We start from the raw sequence: 19,464 nt of genomic DNA, 5'->3' as shown, positions 1-19,464 counted from the left end.
CCGCGCTGGAAGCGCGGGCGGGGGGCAGAGCCCCCTTTTCAGAGGCGCTCTGGCAAAGCGAGGCCGCGCATTACCTCATCCGCTGCCATCGGCTTTTTGCCTTCACGCTGTGCGAGCAGCACCTCGACGGCCCCTTCGCCACAGGCGATCGTAAAGCCCCCAAGAACCTGACCAGGCAGCCCCGCCCCCGCAGCCAGGCGCGAGCGCAAAAGTTTCACCCGTTCATCCCCGATCAGCGTCCAGGCCCCGGGAAATGGCGACAGCCCACGGATCTGGCGGTCAACCACGGTGGCGGGCTGGCTCCAGTCGATACGGGCCTCGGATTTGTCGATCTTGGCGGCATAGGTGACGCCGGCCTCGGGCTGCGACTGGGCAACCAACTGATCCAGCTGTGCCAATGCGCTGATGATCAGCTCTGCCCCCATAACCGAGAGGCGGTCATGCAGCTCTGCGGTGATCTCATCAGCCCCGATAGCAGTCGCCTGCCGCATCAGAACCGGGCCGGTATCCAGCCCTGCCTCCATCTGCATGATGCAGATCCCGGTCTCGGCATCGCCCGCCATGATCGCGCGATGGATCGGGGCGGCCCCGCGCCAGCGCGGCAAAAGCGAGGCGTGGATGTTCAGACAGCCATGCGCGGGCATATCCAGCACCGTCTGCGGCAGGATCAGCCCATAGGCGACCACCACGGCCACATCAGCCTGCAGCGCGGCGAAAGCGGCCTGATCTTCGGGGCTGCGCAGCTTTTCGGGGGTGTAGACGGTCAGGCCCAGCGCCTCGGCACGGGTATGAACAGGGGTCTTGCGCAGCGCCTTGCCGCGCCCTGCCGCACGGGGCGGCTGCGACCAGACGCCCACCACCTCATGCTGCGCATGAAGGGCCTCAAGCACCGGAACCGAGAATTCCGGCGTGCCCATGAAGATCACTCTCATCCGCGCTTCCGGTATTTATCGGCCTTGACCAGCAGCATCTTCCGCTTCAGCGGCGAGAGATGGTCGAAATACATCTTGCCCGCCAGATGGTCGATCTGATGCTGCACGCTGGTCGCCCAGAGGTTGACGAAATCACGCTCTTCGATCTCGCCCGCCGCATTCAGGAAGCGCACCGTCACCGCCCGCGGCCGCGAAATCTTAGCCGAAACGCCGGGCAGATTGGGCGAGGCCTCTTCATGCTCGCGCGGCTGAACCGAGGCATGCAGCACCTCGGGGTTGGCCATCAGAACCGCCTGGCCCCGCGCCTCAGAGCAGTCAACCACGGCCAGCCGCAGGCCGACCCCGATCTGCACCGCTGCAAGGCCATAGCCCGGCATCGCCTCCATCGTATCGACCATATCGCGCCAGATCTGGCGGATTTCATCGGTGATCGCGGTTACCTCAGCGGCAGGCGCCTTCAGCACCGGATGCGGATAGGGCAGACAGACACGCACCGCCATCAAACATCCACCGAGCGGGCGCGCTCGCGCTTCAGCTTTTCCATCTTGCGGGTGATCATCTGCCGCTTCAGCGGGCCAAGATAATCAATGAACAATTTGCCGTTCAGATGGTCGATCTCATGCTGAACGCAGGTGGCCCAGAGCCCCTCAAAGGTGCGCTCATCCGCTTTGCCATCAAGGCCCGTCCAGCGCACGCTTACCAGAGCGGGACGCTTCACCTCGGCATATTGATCCGGGATCGAGAGGCAGCCCTCTTCATAGACGTTCAGATCCTCAGACCCCCAGGTGATTTCCGGGTTGATCAGGACCATCGGCTCTGGCGTGCCGTCTTTGATGCAATCCATCACCAGCATCCGCTTTGTCACCCCCACCTGGGGCGCGGCCAGCCCGACGCCAGGGGCGTCATACATGGTTTCCAGCATATCATCGGCCAGCCTGCGGATCTCATCCGTGACCTCGGCCACGGGATCGCAAAGCTTTTTCAGGCGGGGATCGGGATGGATCAGAATGGGGCGCAACATAAGGGGGATTTAGGTCATGCCCCCCCCTGGACGCAAGGGTCATGGTGGCCCCTGCCCGCGCTGACATGGCCGATTATGCGCCTGCGCTGCCCCAATGCAGGCCCGGGCAAGCGGCTCACAGCCTTTTGCGACAGATGCGCATTGATCCTGCCCTGGGCAAAGGCTAGCCATTCACGGGTAAGTTCAGGATGGCTGATATGGCACGCGTTGACTTTGATACCCCCATCAACCGCTTTGGCACCCATTGCGTGAAATGGGACATGATGCAGACGCTTTACGGCATCCCCCATGATCGCGGCCTTGCCATGTGGGTCGCCGATATGGAGTTTCGCCCGCCGCAGGTCGTCCAGGATGCGCTGCAAAAGATGCTCGATCACGGGGTTTACGGCTATTTCGGCGATGAAAGCCGCTATCTTGAGGCGCTGACCTGGTGGATGGAAAATCGCCATGGCTGGAAGATCGATCCCGCGCATATCTTCACCACCCATGGGCTGGTGAACGCGGTGGGGCTGGCGCTGCAGGCCTTTACCCAACCCGGTGACGGCGTCGTTCTGATGACCCCGGTCTATCATGCCTTTGCGCGGGTCATCCGGGCCTCGGGGCGCGAAGTGGTGGAATGCGCGCTGAAAAACGATACCAGCGCAGGCGGCGCGGGCCGCTACGTTCTGGATATTGCCGCCTGGGACGCGCAGCTGACCGGCCGTGAGACCATGCTGATCCTGTGTTCGCCCCACAATCCCGGTGGCCGCGTCTGGACCGGGGACGAGTTACGCCAGATCGCCGATTTCGCCAAACGCCACGATCTGATCCTGGTCTCGGATGAGATCCACTTCGACCTGACCTTCCCCGGCCACAAACATCACGTGATGGCCAAAGCCTGCCCAGATATCCAGGACCGGCTGGTGATGCTGACGGCAACCACCAAGACCTTCAACATCGCAGGCGCCCATACCGGCAATGTGATCATCGCCGATCCGCAGCTGCGGGCCCGTTTCGCGGCGGTGATGGGGGCGCTTGGTATCTCGCCCAACAGCTTTGGCATGCATATGGTCACCGCCGCCTGCTCGCCCGAGGGGGCCGATTGGGTCGATCAGCTGATGACCTATATCGACGGCAACCGGCGGCTGTTCGATGCCGGGATCGCTGCGATCCCGGGGCTGAAATCCATGCCGCTTGAGGCGACTTACCTCTCCTGGGTCGATTATTCCGGCACCGGGCTGAGCAAGGCCGATATGCTGGCCCGGGTTGAGGGCCAGGCGGCCATCGCCACCAATCACGGCGACAGTTTCGGCAAGGGCGGCGAGAGCTTCCTGCGCTTCAACATCGCCGCCCCCCGCGCCCAGGTCGAAGAGGCCATCACGCGGCTGCAAGCGGTCTTTGCCGATCTGCAGTAGGCTGCCGGGATGAGGCAGGCGGCGCGGATCTTCTCAGCCCTCAGCCTCTGCGGGCTGGTGATCGCACTGATTCTGCTGTGGCGGGTGCCCGAACCTGACGGGGCGCCCGGTCAAAGCGGGATGGCGCCGCCGCTTACCGGACCCATCGAGCGGATCGTGATCGAGAAGGCCGCACGTCGCATGACGCTGATCCAGGGGGGCGTCGAGGTGCGCCGCTACGACATCGCGCTTGGCTTCGCGCCCGAGGGCGACAAAGAGCGCGAGGGCGACGGGCGTACCCCAGAAGGCGAGTTCCGTATCGACCGCCGCAATGACAGGTCTGCCTACCACCTGTCGCTGGGCCTGGATTACCCGCAGCCCGCAGATCGCGCCCGGGCGGCGGCGGGCGGCTATTCGCCCGGCGGTGATATCATGATCCATGGCCAGCCCAATGCGGTGCCCGATGCCATGAAGCTCAGGGGCGACTGGACGGCAGGCTGTATCGCACTGACCAATGCCCAGATGCGCGAGGTCTGGCAGGTCGCGGATATCGGCACCATCGTTGAGGTCAGGCCCTGAACGCAGGGCCTGTTGCCGCCGCCAGCACATTACCGGCCGCGACCAGAACATCCATGACCAGCGCCGCCGTGACTGGCGCAGACAGGACTGGTGTATCCGGGGCAGAGGCGTCCAGGGCTGACGCATTCAAAGGCTGGCACATTCAAAGACTGGCGCATTAAAACCAGCACAGCGCCCATGCAGCAGGGTCCGCCCAGCCGCGTGCCCATCCCGCCCGAAGCCAGTTCCTCAGGCCGAGGGCAGATAGCCCGCAGGCCCCTCATCGCCGCCACGCCAGTAATCCAGCGGCGCACGGTTTGAGACCGGGGTCGCGCGTTTGAACTCGCAGACCAGCTCGCCGTCCTGCACCTCGGATGCGACGATCAGGCATTGAAAGACATGGCGCGGACCATCGTAGAGATCCACAAACCCGCGCAGCCGCGCCGGCACCAGGCCCGCATCCAGCGAGAACCCGTCCCGCCAGAAACGCAGCACCGGATAGACCAGCGCATCCCCCAGCTCGACCCGCATCTTCGAGCGGCGGCGCTGCTGCCGCTTGCGGGCGATATCCAGATGCTCGCGCAGCTCTTTCGGAAGATATTCCAGCATAGTCGTCCCTCCCTCATCTCCAGCACAACCCGAAGGGGCCACGAAATCAAGCCCCATCCTGATAGCCTTATAGTGAAACGCAAAGATGAAGCTTTCGTTGCGCCAAAGCCGCAAATCGCGCGGCGCATCGGCGGCTGTATGCCTGCCCCCGACCTGACCCAGACCTGACCCCAGACTTACCCCAGACCTGACCCAAACCCGGGCCCACCCTTGCCCCGGCCCGCAATCCGGTTCACTTGCGACGCCAAAGCGATTCGCAACCCGCCGCAAGAGGCCGCCCATGTCCCTCGTCATCGCCATGATCCTCGACGCGCTGCTGGGAGAGCCGGGCTGGCTCTGGCGGCGGGTGCCGCATCCGGCGGTGCTGATGGGGCGGCTGATCGGCGCGGCCGACAGGCGTTTCAACACAGGTGAGGCGCGACGGCTGAAAGGCGCGATGGTCATGCTGGCGCTGGTCTGCGGCGCAGGGCTGACGGGCAGGCTGATCGGCCAGCTGCCAGGCGGCTGGATCCTGGAAACCCTGATCGCGGCCATCCTGATCGCGCAGCGCTCGCTGGTGGATCATGTGCGGGCGGTGGCGGATGGGCTGCGCCATTCGCTGGAGGCTGGCAAGCGGGCGGTGGCGATGATCGTCGGGCGTGACACCAGCGACATGCGGCCGCCCGATGTGGCGCGGGCCGCCATCGAATCGGGGGCCGAGAACCTGTCGGATGGGGTGATCGCGCCGATCTTCTGGTTCCTGATCGCGGGTCTGCCGGGGATGCTGATCTACAAGATCACCAATACCGCCGATTCCATGATCGGCCATATGACGCCACGACATCGTGAATTCGGCTGGGCCGCGGCGCGGTTCGACGATCTGCTGAACCTGATCCCGGCGCGGCTGACGGCGCTTTTGCTGGCGCTGTCGCATGGCTGGCTGGATCCGCGCCCGGTGCTGCGCGACGCGCCACAACATCGCAGCCCCAATGCAGGCTGGCCCGAGGCAACGCTGGCGCCAATCCTGAACATCGCCCTCTCGGGACCGCGCAGCTATAATGGCGAGGCGCGCTATTACTCCTGGGTCTGGCCCGAGGGGCGGCGCGATGCCGGGCCAGACGATATCGACGCGGCCTGCCGCGCCCTTTGGCGGGCCTGGGGGCTGATGCTGGCGATTGCCCTTGTGGTCGCGCTCGTCTAGCCTCGCGCCATGCTAAAAGCCCTGATCCTTGCCACCCTTATGACCCCCGCAATCCTGCGGGCCGAGACCGGATCTTCGGCCGGGGATATGCCTTTGCCGACGATCACGGATCAACCAGGGGCAGAACCCGCGCCGACGGCGACTGCGGCCGGCGCCCAGCCTGAGGCACATGCTGACGCTCATGCCGAAGCGCCACCTGAAGGGCCGCCAAAGCCCCCCTGCGGCGGTGATTTCCGTGGCTTTGTCCTTGGCCTGCAACAAGAGGCCCAGGCCGCGCAGATCCCCGCCACCGCCATCACCGGCTGGCTGGACGGCGTCAGCGCCGACCCGCTGGTGCTGAAGGCCGATCAGCGTCAGGGTGTATTTCGCAAACCCTTCCTGGAATTTGCCCAAAGCCTGATCGGCGACAAACGCCTGCCCGATGCGCTGGCCGCCTGGGACGACCACCAGGAGCTGTTCGCCCGCGTCGAGACCAGTTTCGGCGTGCCGCCTGGCATCATGCTGGCGATCTGGGGTTTTGAGACCGATTTCGGCCGCTTTCAGGGCGGCTATAACACCCGCGACGCGCTGGTGACGCTGGCCTGGGACTGCCGCAGGCCTGAAATGTTCCGCCCGCAGACCTTCGCCGCGATGCGGCTTTTCGCACGCGGCGATCTGACAGCCGACACCACCGGGGCCTGGGCCGGCGAGATCGGCATGGTCCAGATGCTGCCCCAGGACATTCTGGAGCGCGGCATCGACGGCGATGGCGATGGTCACATAACGCTGAAAACCTCGGTCGCGGATGCGCTGATGTCCGGCGCGGGGCTTTTGAAGGCGCAGGGCTGGCGCAAGGGCGAGCCCTGGCTGACCGAGGTCGTGCTGCCCGAGACCTTCGACTGGTCCCTCAGCGGGCTGGACAAGGATCTGCCGGTCGCTCAATGGGCGGCACTTGGCGTGGCGCCCCGGCGCGGCAATACGCTGCCCGCCGATCTCGAAGCGGCGCTTTTGCTGCCGCAGGGCCGTAAGGGTCCGGCTTTCCTGGCATTTCCCAACTTTGAGGTATTGCTGAAATGGAACAAAAGCCTGACCTATGTGACCACGACCGCCTATTTCGCCACCCTGATTGAGGGGGCAGAGCCCGCGCTGAACACCTCACCCGACCCGATGCTCAGCGATGAGGAGATGCGGGCGCTGCAGGCGAAGCTGCGCGATCTGGGCCATGATGTCGGCCAGATCGACGGTGTGCTGGGCGCAGGCACCAGACGCGCGGTTCAGACCGAGCAGCAGCGCCTTGGCCTGCCCGCCGATGCCTGGCCGACGCGGGAATTGCTGGATCTGTTGTGACCGGCGTGGCTGTGACGGGCGTGACCGGCTCTGCGACAGAGGGCACCAGCTGGGCCCTGGTCGCCACTGTCAAAGCACCGCTGGCCCATGTGCTGGGTTTTCTTGCCTGGCATCTGGATCTGGGCGCATCAAAGATCACCCTTTGTTTTGACGACCCCGAGGATCCGGCGCTGGCAGCCCTGGCAGATCACGCCTCCGCCCGGGTGCAGCTGATCGCCTGTGACGCCGCGCATTGGCAGGCCCTTGGCGGTCGGCCAGAGCGGCATCAGAACCGCCAGGCGAAAAATGCCCGCATGGTCTACCGCCAGGGTGGCTGCGACTGGCTGGGCCATATCGACATCGACGAATTCATCTGGCCCGCGGCCCCTGTCGCAAACCTCCTGGCCGATCTGCCCGCCGATCAGATCCTGTGCCGGATGGAACCGTTTGAGGCCCTGCACGACCCCACCTTGCCCGATGACATTTTCACCGCCCAGGCCTTTCGCGCACCGCTGAAGCCGCGTCATGCCGGGCTGCGCGGCCCCGCGCTTGGCCGCTATGCCACCATCCTGCCCGAGGGGATGCTGTCGCATTCCGCCGGAAAACTGTTCTTTCGCAGCGGGATAAAGGGCCTCTCGCCCCGGCTGCACGGAGCCTTTATCGGCGGCGAGCGCCTGCCGGGCCCGGATTTCCACCCCGGCCTGCAACTGTTGCATTTCCACGCCCAGGACCGCGCATCCTGGCTTGCCGCCCTGCCCTTCCGGCTGACGCGGGGGGCCTATCAGTATCGGCCAGAGATGCAGGCCTGGCTTGCGGGTGCCAGCGCAGATGAGATCGCCGATTTCTACCAGACAACCCAAAGCCTGCAGGCAGGCGCTGCGGCAGATCTGCGCAAGGCCGGGCGGCTGGTTGAGGCAAGGCTTGATCTGCGCCGCCGGATTGCCGCAGAATTTGCGCAGATCCCCCTGGAAACCCTTAGCAAAAAGGGCAGCATATGACCCCGATGACGGCCCTGATGGCGGCAATTCCCCATATCGCGGCAGCCCCAAAAGACGTGACCAAGGCCGCGGTCCTGACCTTTCGCCCCGGGCGCAATCTGCGTGAATATCCGCCTCAGCTGCAGCTGACCGTCGCCCATGGCATCCCCGGCGAAAGATGGGGGAAAGAGCCCTGGCTGCGGCTGCCCGATGGCAGCGCCGACCCGGCGATCCAGGTCTCGATCCTGCCGGCGCGGGTGCATGATCTGGTGCGCCCAGACCCGGAGGCGGCCATCCACCCCGGCGATCCGGTGATTGCCGATCTCGACACATCCGAGGAAAATCTGCCCGAGGGCTCGATCCTGCAGCTGGGAACGGCGCTGATCCGCGTGTCGTCGGTGTTCAATGACGGCTGCGTCAAATGGAAGGTGCGTTATGGGACGGATGCCATGACCTGGGTGAACCTGCCACAGCACCGGGCACTGCGGCTGCGCGGCATCCTGTGCTCGATCGAGAAAGACGGCGTCGTCAGGCGCGGCGATGAGATCCGTGTTCTATCACGCGGCTGACGGCGGCGAAACTACGGCTTACATCCCCTCGCCGCGCGCGCGTTGGCCCCGGCGATAGGCCAGGCAGGTCTGCACCATGCTTTCGGCCGCCCTGGCCCAGGTCTCAAGATCGGCGGCGCTTTCGGCGCCCATGCGCAGCCGCGTCTCGCCGCCCGCCAGATCCAGCAGCGCCGCCGGATTGTTGCTGTTCCACCGCGCCAGCGTTGCCGCATCCAGCCGCACCGGCCATGAAAGCGTCAGGATCCAGGCCTCGCCATGCGGATCGGCGCGAAATTCCGGCCCTGTCGCCGACAGCCGCGCCCAGAGGCTGTCGCCCTCGGCCTCGACCCCCGGAAAGCCCGCCTGTTCCAGAAGATTTTGCATCACGCGACCAGCGCCTCTGCCTTGCGCAGATCGACCGAGACCAGCTGGCTGACGCCCTGCTCCTGCATGGTCACCCCGAACAGCCGGTCCATCCGCGCCATGGTCACCGCATGGTGGGTGATGACCAGAAAGCGCGTCTCGGTGCGCCGCGTCATCTCATCCATCAGGTCGCAAAAACGGGTGACATTGGCATCATCAAGCGGCGCGTCCACCTCGTCCAGCACGCAGATCGGCGCCGGATTTGCCAGGAAGACGCCAAAGATCAGCGCCAGCGCCGTCAGCGTCTGCTCGCCCCCCGACAAAAGCGACAGCGTCGCCAGGCGCTTGCCCGGCGGCTGGCACATGATCTCAAGCCCGGCTTCCAGCGGGTCGTCGGATTCGACCAGCACCAGACGCGCCTCACCGCCGCCAAAGAGATGGGTGAAAAGCATCGAGAAGTTGCTGTTCACCTGCTCGAAGGCGGTCAGAAGCCGCTCACGCCCCTCTTTGTTCAGCCCCTGAATGCCCGCCCGCAGCTTGCGCACCGCCTCTTCGAGGTCGGTCTTTTCCGTCGCAAGCTGTTGATATTCCGTGTCGATCTGCTTTGCATCCTCTTCGGCGCGCAGATTGACGGCCCCAAGCGCCTCTCGCTGGCGTTTCAGGCGCTGCACATCAAGATCCAGCGCCTCGGCATCGGGCATTTTGTCGGGATCGGTATTCAGAGAGGCCAGCAATTCCTGCGGCGTGCGGTCTTCTTCCTCGGCGATCCGCTCGGCGGCAATCGCCACCGCCTCGCGTGAGGCGTCCAGCCGGGCCTCGGCGCGGGCGCGGGATTCGCGGGCCTCACCCGCCAGCCGCTCGGCGTCGCGCTCAGAAATCTGGGCCTCGCGCAGGGTGGTTTCTGCCGTGATCAGCGCGGTGGCGGCCTCATTGCGGCGCGCCTCGGCCTCCTGGATCGCATCGCCCAGCTCTTCGCGTTTGGCGGCCAATTCCTCAGGGGCCTCGCTGGCCTCGGCCAGTTCCTCTTCGGCCTCGGCCCGACGTTCTGTAAGTTCCAGGCTGCGCTTTCCGGCCGTCTCCAGGCGGTGGTTCCAGCCCGACAGCTCCTTCTGCGCCTCCTGGCGGCGGCGGACCCGGGCCTCGCCCTCGCGGCGCAGCTCATCATGGCCCGAGCGCCGGGTCATCATGGTGATCCGCGCCGCCTCGACCGTCATCCGCGCCGTTTCCAGCGCATCGCGTGCCTGATCCAGATCGGGCAGATCGGCGATCCCGGCCTCGGCCTCGCGCAGGCGGGCACGGGCGGCCATCGCATCATCCTCATAGCGCGACACGGAAATCCGCGCCGCTTCCAGGCGGCCAGTTGCCAGGGTCCGCTCGGCCTCGGATTTCGAGAGCGCCCGATCCGCCTCGGCCAGCCGCTGATCGGCGGCGCGACGCGCCTCACGGGCCAGCTGATCGGCGCGGGCCAGATCCTGCAGGCGGGTCTGCAGCGCCTCATGCGCCATGGCCGCGCCTTCGGCTTTGGCGCTGGCCTCTTCCAGATCCTGTTTCAGCCGCTGCAGGCGGTTCAGCTGTTGCAGCCGCAGCGCCGCCGCCGAGGGCGCATCCTCGGCCCCGGCGCGAAACCCGTCCCACCGCCAGAGATCGCCTTCCAGGCTGACAAGGCGCTGGCCGGGCTGCAGATCGCCTTGCAGACGGAAGCCATCGGCGCGGCTGACAAGGCCGATCTGGCCCAGGCGGCGCGTCAGCACCCCCGGGGCCTGCACGTAATCCGCCAGCGGCTCTGCCCCTGCGGGCAGGGGCTGCGGCTGCGCATAGGGGTCAAGAAGCCCCCAGCCGGTGCGCTCTCCGGCGGCGATTTCCGGGGCGCGAAGATCATCCGACAACGCCGCCCCAAGCGCCTTTTCATAGCCCGAGGTCACCACCAGGCGATCAAGCAGCTGATGCCCGGCCTCGGCCTCGCGCTCGACCAGTTTGGCCAGCGCGGCGCGTTCGGCCCTGAGCGCATTGGCCTCACCCTCGGCACCCGAGCGGGCGGCGCGGGCCTCTGCCTCACGCGACTGCGCCTCGGCGCGGGCCTCTTCGGCCAGTTCCAGCGCGGCCTCGGTCTGATCACAAAGCTCGGCGGCGGCCTCACGGGCCTCGGCGGCGGCTTCGAAATTCTCGGATGCCGTCGCCAGTGTCTCATCGGCCTGCGCCACGGCTTCGCGGGCACGCAGCGCCTCGCCCTCGGCGCGTTCCACGCCTGAACGGCTTTCCTGCGCCAATCGCGTGGCCGACTGATGCCGGGCTGCCAGCCGGGCCGCATCCTCAGTCGCCTCAGACAGCAATGTCTCGCGGTCGGTCAGGATGGTGCCCGCGTCACGCGCCGCCTCGACCGCCTCGGCGAGGCGGGCATCATGGCCCTCATGCGCCTTTGCGATCTGGTCGATTTCCCATTGCAGGCGCTGGATCACCTCGCCCGCGTCACGGTTCAGTCCGGCCTCGCGTTCGATGTCATTGCCAAGCTGGCTGATCCGGGCGCGAAGCGTCTCGATCCGGGCCAGGGCCTGCTTTTCCTGATCGCCAAGCGCGTCGCGCTGCAGCATCAGCCGCTGCAGGATCGCTGCCGCTATCGCCTCTTCCTCGCGGCGGGCGGGCAGGCCATCCTCGGCCGCCTCACGCGCCTTTGTGCCATCACGCGCCGCCATCTCGGCCTTGCCCTGGGCGATCAGCCGATCCCGCAGCACGCCCTCGGCCTCGCCCCGGGCCATATCGGCCTCGCGCCAGCGGCGAAACAGCAGCATGCCCTCGGCCTGACGCAGCTCATCCGAGATTTCACGATAGCGCGCCGCCTGGCGGGCCTGGCGGGTCAGCACCGACAGCTGCTGTGCCAGTTGCTCCAGCACGTCATCGACGCGGGTCAGATTGGTCTCTGTGCCCGCGAGTTTCAGCTCTGCCTCATGGCGCCGCGCATAAAGGCCCGAGATCCCTGCCGCCTCTTCCAGCACCCGACGCCGCGCTTTGGGTTTGGCGTTGATCAGCTCGGAAATCTGGCCCTGACGCACCAGCGCCGGGCTGTGCGAGCCGGTCGAGGCATCGGCAAACAGCATCTGCACATCGCGGGCGCGAACGTCCTTTGAATTCGCCTTATAGGCCGAGCCCGCATCGCGGGTGATCCGGCGCACGATCTCAATCGTGTCACTGTCATTGAACCCCGAGGGCGCAAGCCGGTCGCCATTGTCCAGCACCAGCGAGACCTCGGCAAAGTTCCGGGCACCGCGCGTGGCGGCCCCGTTGAAAATCACGTCATCCATGCCCGAGCCGCGCATCGCGGTGGGGCGGTTTTCGCCCATGACCCAACGCAGCGCCTCAAGCAGGTTCGACTTGCCGCAGCCATTGGGGCCGACCACGCCCGTCAGCCCCTCATGGATCACCAGATCCGTGGGGTCGACAAAGCTTTTGAAGCCATTCAGCCGGAGTTTGCTAAAGCGCAAGCCGCGCCCCCTTGTTTGCCTCGGTTGTTTGAGTCGCTGCTCAGATACGGTCTGGTATCGTCCGGTGCGAGGCCTGCAAGGTCAATCCGAAACCCCCGCAGCTGACTGTTTTTTGGGCTTTATCCCCAGGATATCTGCGCCTGATGCAGCCCTGGCCTGCCCATATCGGGGCCGGTCCGGGCGGATCGTCGATTTCTGCTCTGGCGGGGGCGGCGCGAAAGGCGCAGCATGGGGAAAAACCAGCCCGCGCGGAACCAGACAGCCATGATCCCCCCGACCATCCTTGCCCTTCTCGCCGTTCTCGGCTGCCAACTGGCCGGAGAGGCACTGTCCCATGCGATCCGCCTGCCGGTGCCCGGCCCGGTCTTTGGCATGGCCTTCATGCTGGTCGGGCTGATCTGGTCGCCGCGCCTGCGCGATACCGTGCGGCCGCTGGTCGATACGATCCTGGGCAATCTGCTTTTGCTGTTCGTGCCCGCAGGCGTCGGCGCGATGTTGCAGCTGGGCACGCTGGGCCGCGATGCGGGGCCGCTGGTGCTGGCGGTGGTGGTCTCGACCCTGGCGGCAATCAGCATCGGGGCACTGACCTTCGCCCTGGTCGCGCGGCTGACCGGAGAGCGCCCTGACACCGAGGCAGAGGTTCAGAGATGACCGAAGTCTGGTCCTACCTTGCCCGCGACCCGCTTTTGTGGCTGAGCATGACGGTTGCCGCCTATGCCTTTGGGCTGGTCATTTTCAACCGGCTGGGCCGTCAGCCGCTGTTCAACCCTTCGCTGATTGCCATGGGGGTGCTGGCGCTGATCCTCCTGGCGACCGGCACCACGTTCGAGACCTATTTCGAGGGCGCGCAATTCGTCCATTTCCTGCTGGGCCCGGCGACGGTCTGTCTGGCGCTGCCGCTGTATGACAATCTCAGCCGGGTGCGGCGGGCGGCGCTGCCGATCCTGGCGGCGCTGATCGCGGGCTCGCTGACGGCGATTGCCACCGCGCTTGGGATCGCCTCGGCCTTTGGGGTCAGCCCGACGATCCTGGCCGCCCTGGCCCCCAAATCCGCCACAGCAGCCGTAGCGCTTGGGATTGCCGAGCAGTCGGGCGGTTCGCCGACGCTGGCGGCGCTGATGGTGTTCATGACCGGGCTTTGCGGCGCGGCTTTTGCCACGCCTGTGCTGAACCTGCTGCGGATCCGCGACTGGCGAGCGCGGGGCTTTGCAACCGGGGTGGCCGCGCATGGCTTTGGCACCGCGCGGGCCTTCAACGTCAATCCGACCGCCGGCGCCTTTGCCGGTCTGGGCATGGGGCTGAACGCGATGATGACGGCGATCCTTGCGCCCCTTATCCTGCGGATGTTCCTGTAAACCACAACCAAGCCGGAGCCTGATATGTCCAGCCCAACCAAAACCGACCTCATATTGCTGGGCATTTCCGGTGCCCTGCGAAAGGGGTCAACCAACCGCATGCTGCTGCGCGAGGCGCGCGCCGCCTTTGGCCCCGCCACCCATACCGAGGCCGATCTGAACCTGCCGCTTTATGATGGCGATCTGGAGCTGGCCGAGGGCATCCCCCCCGGCGTTCAGACCCTTTATGACCAGATCGCAGCCGCCGATGCGGTGGTGATCTCTACCCCCGAATACAACAAAGCGCCGCCCGGAGTGCTGAAGAATGCGCTCGACTGGGTCAGCCGGATCAAGGTGAACCCCTGGGCCGACAAGCCCGTCGCCATCATCTCGGCAGCAGGTGGGCGCGGCGGCGGCGACCGCTCACAATTCGCGCTGCGACTGATGATGACGCCCTTCCAGCCGCATCTGCTGAGCGGGCCAGAGGTGCTGGTCGCCGACAGCTCAAACGCCTTTGACGAAGACGGGCATCTGAAAGATCCGCGCTATCAGAAGGTGCTGGATCAGCTGATGGCAAAGCTGCGCCAGGCGGCGGGTCGGGGCTGACACCCCCCCAGGGGGCCCGCAAGAACCAAAGGTCCAAAAGCAAAAGGCGCGAGGGTTCCCCCCGCGCCTTTCGTATAGAAGTGAAACGGATCAGCGCTTCGAGAACTGGAACGAACGGCGGGCTTTGGCCTTACCGTATTTCTTACGTTCCACGACGCGGCTGTCGCGGGTCAGGAAGCCAGCAGCTTTCAGAGCGCCACGCAGCGACGGCTCAAACAGTTGCAGTGCTTTCGAGATGCCGTGCTTGACTGCACCGGCCTGGCCCGAGAGACCACCGCCCGAAACAGTTGCCATCACGTCATACTGACCTTCCACGTTTGCCACCTGGAAGGGCTGACGCAGGATCATCTGCAGCACGGGACGCGCGAAATAGAGCGTGTAATCGACATACTCGCCCTTGTTGTTGCGGATCAGGAACTTGCCCGAACCCGGCTTGACCCAGACGCGTGCAACAGCGTCTTTACGCTTGCCGGTCGCATAGGAGCGGTTCAGCTTGTCACGAACCGGGGCGCGGGGTGCAGCCTCGGCAGCGGCAGCCGGAGCAGCAGTGCCCACAGCGGCCTTCAGATCGTCGAGAGACTTGATATCGGCCATTTAAATCACGCGCTCCGGGTGTTCTTCGGGTTCAGAACCTTCACGTCCAGGACGGTCGGTTGCTGAGCTTCATGGGCATGCTCTGCGCCTGCATAAACGCGCAGGTTCGACATTTGCTGACGGCCCAGGCTGTTGCGGGTGATCATACGCTCGACAGCTTTGATCACGACGCGCTCGGGGTGATTGCCTTCCAGCACTTCACGCACGGTGCGCGACTTGATGCCGCCCGGGTGGCCGGTGTGCCAGTAGTAGCGCTTGTCTTCACGCTTGTTGCCGGTCAGCTGCACCTTGTCCGCATTGATCACGATGACATTGTCACCCATGTCCATGTGGGGGGTGAAGGTCGGCTTGTTCTTGCCGCGCAGGATATTGGCGACGATCGTAGCGAGGCGACCCAGAACAACGCCCTCGGCGTCGATCAGGATCCACTTCTTCTCGATATCCGCTGGGGTAGCAGAGAAGGTTTTCATCGGTGGTTCCATCAAGGATAGAGGCGAGGGAATCCCCCCGCGAATTCGGATGTGGGCTTATCGCTGATGCGCAACGCCCGGTCAAGCACCGCAATCAACATAAAATCGTTGCAAAACAAGGCGTTGAAAAATGCGGTATCTTAATACCCCATCACCAGCGCAGCTTTGGCGGCTTTGCCGGATCCATGCCGGGCGCGGCTTTGGCCGCAGAGGCTGCGGCTTGCGGCGGGGCGGCTTCGGGCTGGGGCGCGGCTGGCAGATCGAAGCGCTGCGCATGGGGCACCATCGCCGCCAGCACCGCATCGCCCACGCCAAGGAAAGCCACATCCACCGCCGCCGCATCAAGGCCAGAGAAGACCAGCGCCTCCTGGACGGCGCGGGCCAGCGCGGGCTCGGCCCCTTCATGGGCGTCGATAAAGACCAGCATATGGCCGCGCTTTGCATCCTCATATTCCACGCCCGCCAGCAGGGCGGCACTGGCCAGCCCCTGAGCAGAGGCGAATTTCTCGGCCAGCGCCACCAGCAGCGTATCGGGGGCTGCGGGTGCGAAGAATCGCACCGGGCGGCCAAGCGCGGTTTCCGGCGCGGTCTCAAGCGCGTCGGTCAGCCAGTCCATCGCCTCGGGCGGCAGCAGCATGGCCGAGGGCGCGACATCCAGGTTCACGCCCAGCCCGATCCCCTGCCCGCGCAACAGCCCCGCAATCACCCGCCCCGGCAACGCCGCCCAGGGCGCAACGCCGCCCGTGAAAGAGGCAAGCCGCTCTTCCTGGTCAAAGACCAGCACGATGGGGCCGGATTCGAGGTTGAAAATCTTCGGCTCCAGCTGATCGCCCACCGCCTCACGTTCCAGCAGCAGGTAAAGCTCGCCATCGGCCAGGCGGTCGTAAAAGCGCAAAAGCGCCGCCTCATTGCCGGGGTCAGCCGCGACCGCCGCATGGGCGGCGTCAAGAGGCGTGGGGGTGTCGGCCATGGGGCACTCCTGCAAATCACACGGCAATTATGGGCTGGCGGCAGTTATCGGGCGCGGGCCGCCAAAGGCAAGGCCGCCTGCAGGGGAATTGCAGGCGGCCTTTGGGTGTTTCGCGGATCGCACAGGGCCAGCAGGCCCTGCCCCGCCTGTCATCAGCCCTTGCGGGTCACGAAGCGGGTTTCCAGATAGGCCTCGATCGCCTCAGACCCGCCCTCGGTGCCATAGCCGCTGTCTTTCATGCCACCGAAGGGCACTTCAGGCAGGGCAAGGCCCAGATGGTTGATCGTCAGCATACCGGCCTCGATCTCATTGCCCAGACGGGTCGCGGTCGCGGTGTCGCCGGTATAGGCGTAAGAGGCCAGACCGAAGGGCAGACGGTTCGCCTCGGCAATCGCCTCGTCGAGGGTGGTGAATTTATTGATCACCGCCACCGGGCCGAAGGGTTCCTCGTTCATGATCCGGGCCGAAAGCGGCACATCGGCCAGCACGGTCGGCTCGAAGAACCAGCCCTCATTGCCGCTGCGACGCCCGCCCGTGGTCAGGCGTGCGCCCTTTTCCACCGCGTCATTGACCAGGGCCTCAAGCGCCGGGATGCGGCGTTCATTCGAGAGCGGCCCCATCTCGGTTGCCGGATCAAGGCCGTCGCCGACCTTCAGCTTTGCCGCGTAATCGGTGAAGCGGGCGGTGAATTCCTCATGCAGATTTTCCTGCACCAGAAAGCGCGTCGGCGAGACGCAGACCTGGCCCGCATTGCGGAACTTGTGCATGGCGATCTGCGGCACCGCCACATCCAGATCGGCATCGCCCGCGACGATCACCGGGGCATGGCCGCCCAGCTCCATCGTGGCGCGTTTCATATGCAGACCGGCCAACGCCGCCAGCTGCTTGCCAACCGGGGTAGAGCCCGTGAAGCTGATCTTGCGGATCACCGGATGCGGGATCAGATATTCAGAGATCTCGGCCGGGATGCCATAAACCAGGTTCACCACGCCCTGGGGCAGGCCCGCATCTGCAAAGGCGCGGATCATTTCGGCCGGGCTGGCCGGGGTTTCCTCGGGCGCTTTGACGATAAAGGAACAGCCCGCCGCCAGCGCCGCCGACAGCTTGCGCACCACCTGGTTGATCGGGAAATTCCAGGGCGTAAAGGCCGCAACCGGGCCAACCGGCTGTTTGATGGTGATCTGCAGCACATCGGGTGCGCGCGACGGGATCACCTGGCCATAGGTGCGCTGGCCCTCGCCCGCGAACCAGTCGATCACATCGGCGGCGCCTGCGATTTCGATTTTCGACTGAGCCAGCGGCTTGCCGTTTTCCATGGTCATCAGCACCGCAATCGCATCGGCGCGTTCGCGCAGAAGGTTCGCGGCCTTGCGCATGATCTTGCCGCGTTCAAAGGCGGGGATGTTTTTCCAGATCTGGAAGCCGCGCTCTGCCGCCGCCAGCGCCGCATCGAGATCTTCGCGCGAGGCATGGGCCACTGTGCCGATCTGGCGCGCGGTTGCCGGGTTCATCACCGGGATCACCCGCCCGCCCGTGGCCGCACGCCACTGACCGTCGATAAAGAGTTGGGTATCGGGATAGCTTGACATGACGATGTCCTCAGATGCTGCCGGGCATTGCCGGGCCTGGTCCTGATGGCGCTGTCGCAAAGCAGGCCCGCCTGCGCGGCTGAAGCGCCATCCGTTAACGGCCCCCTTTAACGCGCAGCCCGGGCCGGGTCGACAGATTTCCTGTATTCAGCCTGCATACAGCGCCGGATCCGGCCGTCAGTGCCGCTTTTGTGACCACGGCCGGCTCTTTCGCCTCAGGGTGCCGGGGATGCCATCCAGTTGCCTGTTGGCTCCGGCTGTTCCTCAGGTTGTTCTTCAGGCTGCTCAGGGGCCAGATAGCGTGGCGTCAGCCGCCAGCCCCGATCTGCCAGCAGCTGCAACACCCCGTCTTGGCCGGACAAATGCAGCGCCCCAAAGGCCACGACCACCGGGCCCTCGGCTGCGGCTGCCTCAATCACCGGGATCCAGGCATGGTTGCGCCGCACCATCATCACATCTTCCATCACCGCCAGCTCGGCATCGACCTCTTCGCGGCTATAGCCGGGCTGGTCATAGGCGTAAAAGCGCGACAGCTCCCATATCATCCGCGAATCGCCCTGGAAATAAAGGTCGGCCATCGTCACCGCGAAATCCTCTGACTGACCCTCAAGCGCCAGCGATGATTCGATCATGCCGATTGACTGCTCTTCGGTCAGCGCCCCGAAAATCGAGAAAAGCGTGTCATAGGGTTCCAGCGCCCGCACCGGCACATCCGCCGCCTCAGCCGCCGCGATCAGCTGCGCATCAAGGCCGTTTTTGATGTCGGTCTGGGCCATCATACAGGGCGGGATCGCCAGCACCATCGTCGCATACCAGGGCTGGAACTTGGCGGCGAATACGCCGGGAATACCGCGCGCCTCCAGCGCCTCTGACAGGCGGCGCCAGGTGTCACGCGGCAGCCGCTCCAGCAGGCTGGGGCCGGTGGTGATGAACATCAGCGAGGGGTCGGCCCCCATCGCCTTCATCAGCGCCTCTTCTTCGGCCGGGCCCGCCTCGACCAGCAGGGCCCTGGCCTCGTGCACATCTTCGGCCAGCAGATCGGTAACCGCATTATGGCGCGCATCATCAAGGTGATAAGTGCCGACGACGGTCATTTTCAGCCCGTCTTTTTCAGCCGTCCAGAAGTTGCCGCGCGAATAGGGCTCTGCATCGGTCAGCGCCCGCAGAACCGCCAGATCGCCGGGCAGCATCTGATCGATCAGGTTCACCCCGGCGCAATAGGCCCCCGCCTGGGTCGCCAGCGCAAGGGGCGCGGCAAGGGTGGAAAATGCGACGGCGGCCGCTTTCATCAGGTTCATATCAACCTCCAAAACCCGGGCCTGCCGGTCCGGCAAAGCGGCGCATATACCAAAGCCCTGCCCTTCTGATCCTCTGGCCCCGGACCAGACCAGCAAACCAGGACAAGAGCATGCCCATTCCTGGATCAGATAATGGCAGGCGCGTCTTTAAAATTGCAATGACTTCCCCGACCCGCCCCCGAACCAGCCCCGAACCGGAACCCGGGGGATCCTTCGGGGGACCCGGGCGAAAAAAGCCAGGCTGCGCTGTTGACAGGCGCA

The 19,464-nt window shown here is 65.4% G+C and carries 20 protein-coding genes; 9 read left to right on the top strand and 11 right to left on the bottom strand.

Features of this window, described 5'->3' with window-relative positions; translation table 11 throughout:
* Positions 1-38: 38 nt before the first annotated feature.
* The 3 genes from fmt to def (HOY34_RS04930) are packed head-to-tail and all read right to left on the bottom strand — an operon-like array spanning position 39 to position 1,953.
* Positions 39-932: a methionyl-tRNA formyltransferase gene (fmt, locus tag HOY34_RS04940; RefSeq protein WP_172360411.1), complete on the bottom strand. Its 894-nt coding sequence runs from the start codon at positions 930-932 to the stop codon at positions 39-41.
* On the bottom strand, positions 929-1,432 hold the full coding sequence (gene def, locus HOY34_RS04935; RefSeq protein WP_172360409.1) for a peptide deformylase: 504 nt from the start codon (positions 1,430-1,432) through the stop codon (positions 929-931). Before def (HOY34_RS04935) ends, fmt begins: the two co-directional genes overlap by 4 nt.
* Positions 1,432-1,953 carry a peptide deformylase gene (gene def, locus HOY34_RS04930; protein WP_172360407.1) on the bottom strand — a complete coding sequence of 174 codons (522 nt, stop codon included), beginning with the start codon at positions 1,951-1,953 and terminating at the stop codon, positions 1,432-1,434. The genes def (HOY34_RS04935) and def (HOY34_RS04930) overlap by 1 nt, the downstream gene beginning before the upstream one ends.
* Before the next feature lie 197 nt (positions 1,954-2,150).
* On the opposite strand from def (HOY34_RS04930), the gene HOY34_RS04925 reads away from it, so the two are divergent.
* On the top strand, positions 2,151-3,347 hold the full coding sequence (locus tag HOY34_RS04925) for a MalY/PatB family protein (RefSeq protein ID WP_172360405.1): 1,197 nt from the start codon (positions 2,151-2,153) through the stop codon (positions 3,345-3,347).
* Between the two features lie 9 nt (positions 3,348-3,356).
* Entirely contained in the window at positions 3,357-3,905 is a 549-nt protein-coding gene (locus HOY34_RS04920) for a L,D-transpeptidase family protein (protein ID WP_172360403.1), read from the top strand.
* 228 nt (positions 3,906-4,133) lie between these two features.
* Here the strand turns inward: HOY34_RS04920 and HOY34_RS04915 are convergent, their stop codons facing one another.
* Entirely contained in the window at positions 4,134-4,493 is a 360-nt protein-coding gene (locus tag HOY34_RS04915; RefSeq protein WP_172360401.1) for a hypothetical protein, read from the bottom strand.
* A 280-nt stretch (positions 4,494-4,773) separates the two neighbouring features.
* Here HOY34_RS04915 and cbiB point away from each other — a divergent pair, with 280 nt between their 5' ends.
* The 4 genes from cbiB to HOY34_RS04895 are packed head-to-tail and all read left to right on the top strand — an operon-like array spanning position 4,774 to position 8,524.
* Positions 4,774-5,673: an adenosylcobinamide-phosphate synthase CbiB gene (gene cbiB / locus HOY34_RS04910; protein ID WP_172360399.1), complete on the top strand. Its 900-nt coding sequence runs from the start codon at positions 4,774-4,776 to the stop codon at positions 5,671-5,673.
* Positions 5,674-5,682: 9 nt separating this feature from the next.
* Positions 5,683-6,999, top strand: coding sequence for a lytic murein transglycosylase (locus HOY34_RS04905; protein ID WP_253944211.1), 1,317 nt, complete (start codon positions 5,683-5,685; stop codon positions 6,997-6,999).
* The gene (locus HOY34_RS04900) at positions 6,996-7,976 is read left to right on the top strand and encodes a glycosyltransferase family 2 protein (RefSeq protein WP_172360397.1); all 981 of its coding nucleotides are present in this window, start codon (positions 6,996-6,998) and stop codon (positions 7,974-7,976) included. The genes HOY34_RS04905 and HOY34_RS04900 overlap by 4 nt, the downstream gene beginning before the upstream one ends.
* The gene (locus tag HOY34_RS04895; protein WP_172360395.1) at positions 7,973-8,524 is read left to right on the top strand and encodes an MOSC domain-containing protein; all 552 of its coding nucleotides are present in this window, start codon (positions 7,973-7,975) and stop codon (positions 8,522-8,524) included. The genes HOY34_RS04900 and HOY34_RS04895 overlap by 4 nt, the downstream gene beginning before the upstream one ends.
* An 18-nt stretch (positions 8,525-8,542) precedes the next feature.
* Here the strand turns inward: HOY34_RS04895 and HOY34_RS04890 are convergent, their stop codons facing one another.
* Together HOY34_RS04890 and smc are read right to left on the bottom strand one after the other, a co-directional pair.
* Complete coding sequence (locus HOY34_RS04890) at positions 8,543-8,890, bottom strand: hypothetical protein (protein ID WP_172360393.1); 348 nt, start codon at positions 8,888-8,890, stop codon at positions 8,543-8,545.
* A complete protein-coding gene (gene smc, locus HOY34_RS04885) occupies positions 8,887-12,342 on the bottom strand; it encodes a chromosome segregation protein SMC (protein ID WP_172360391.1) in 3,456 nt (1,151 codons plus the stop codon). The genes HOY34_RS04890 and smc overlap by 4 nt, the downstream gene beginning before the upstream one ends.
* A gap of 264 nt (positions 12,343-12,606) precedes the next feature.
* On the opposite strand from smc, the gene HOY34_RS04880 reads away from it, so the two are divergent.
* Genes HOY34_RS04880 through HOY34_RS04870 form a run of 3 tightly spaced genes read left to right on the top strand, consistent with a single transcriptional unit; the run spans position 12,607 to position 14,282 of the window.
* Positions 12,607-12,993, top strand: coding sequence for a CidA/LrgA family protein (locus tag HOY34_RS04880; RefSeq protein WP_172360389.1), 387 nt, complete (start codon positions 12,607-12,609; stop codon positions 12,991-12,993).
* A complete protein-coding gene (locus tag HOY34_RS04875; RefSeq protein WP_172360387.1) occupies positions 12,990-13,697 on the top strand; it encodes an LrgB family protein in 708 nt (235 codons plus the stop codon). Before HOY34_RS04880 ends, HOY34_RS04875 begins: the two co-directional genes overlap by 4 nt.
* Before the next feature lie 24 nt (positions 13,698-13,721).
* Positions 13,722-14,282 carry an NADPH-dependent FMN reductase gene (locus tag HOY34_RS04870; RefSeq protein ID WP_172360385.1) on the top strand — a complete coding sequence of 187 codons (561 nt, stop codon included), beginning with the start codon at positions 13,722-13,724 and terminating at the stop codon, positions 14,280-14,282.
* A gap of 90 nt (positions 14,283-14,372) precedes the next feature.
* On the opposite strand, the gene rpsI is transcribed toward HOY34_RS04870, so the two are convergent.
* The 5 genes from rpsI to HOY34_RS04845 all read right to left on the bottom strand — a co-directional run bounded on the left by rpsI (position 14,373) and on the right by HOY34_RS04845 (position 19,203).
* Positions 14,373-14,876 carry a 30S ribosomal protein S9 gene (gene rpsI, locus HOY34_RS04865; RefSeq protein ID WP_172360383.1) on the bottom strand — a complete coding sequence of 168 codons (504 nt, stop codon included), beginning with the start codon at positions 14,874-14,876 and terminating at the stop codon, positions 14,373-14,375.
* A gap of 5 nt (positions 14,877-14,881) precedes the next feature.
* A complete protein-coding gene (rplM, locus tag HOY34_RS04860) occupies positions 14,882-15,346 on the bottom strand; it encodes a 50S ribosomal protein L13 (protein WP_172360381.1) in 465 nt (154 codons plus the stop codon).
* 151 nt (positions 15,347-15,497) lie between these two features.
* Positions 15,498-16,316, bottom strand: coding sequence for an SseB family protein (locus HOY34_RS04855; RefSeq protein ID WP_172360379.1), 819 nt, complete (start codon positions 16,314-16,316; stop codon positions 15,498-15,500).
* A gap of 152 nt (positions 16,317-16,468) precedes the next feature.
* The gene (locus HOY34_RS04850) at positions 16,469-17,905 is read right to left on the bottom strand and encodes an NAD-dependent succinate-semialdehyde dehydrogenase (protein WP_172360377.1); all 1,437 of its coding nucleotides are present in this window, start codon (positions 17,903-17,905) and stop codon (positions 16,469-16,471) included.
* A gap of 215 nt (positions 17,906-18,120) precedes the next feature.
* The gene (locus tag HOY34_RS04845; RefSeq protein ID WP_253944209.1) at positions 18,121-19,203 is read right to left on the bottom strand and encodes a TraB/GumN family protein; all 1,083 of its coding nucleotides are present in this window, start codon (positions 19,201-19,203) and stop codon (positions 18,121-18,123) included.
* Positions 19,204-19,464 lie beyond the last annotated feature (261 nt).

It is taken from the genome of Pseudogemmobacter hezensis (assembly GCF_013155295.1).
GTDB classification, from domain to species: Bacteria; Pseudomonadota; Alphaproteobacteria; order Rhodobacterales; family Rhodobacteraceae; genus Pseudogemmobacter; species Pseudogemmobacter hezensis.
This window is presented reverse-complemented; position numbering and strand designations above follow the sequence as displayed.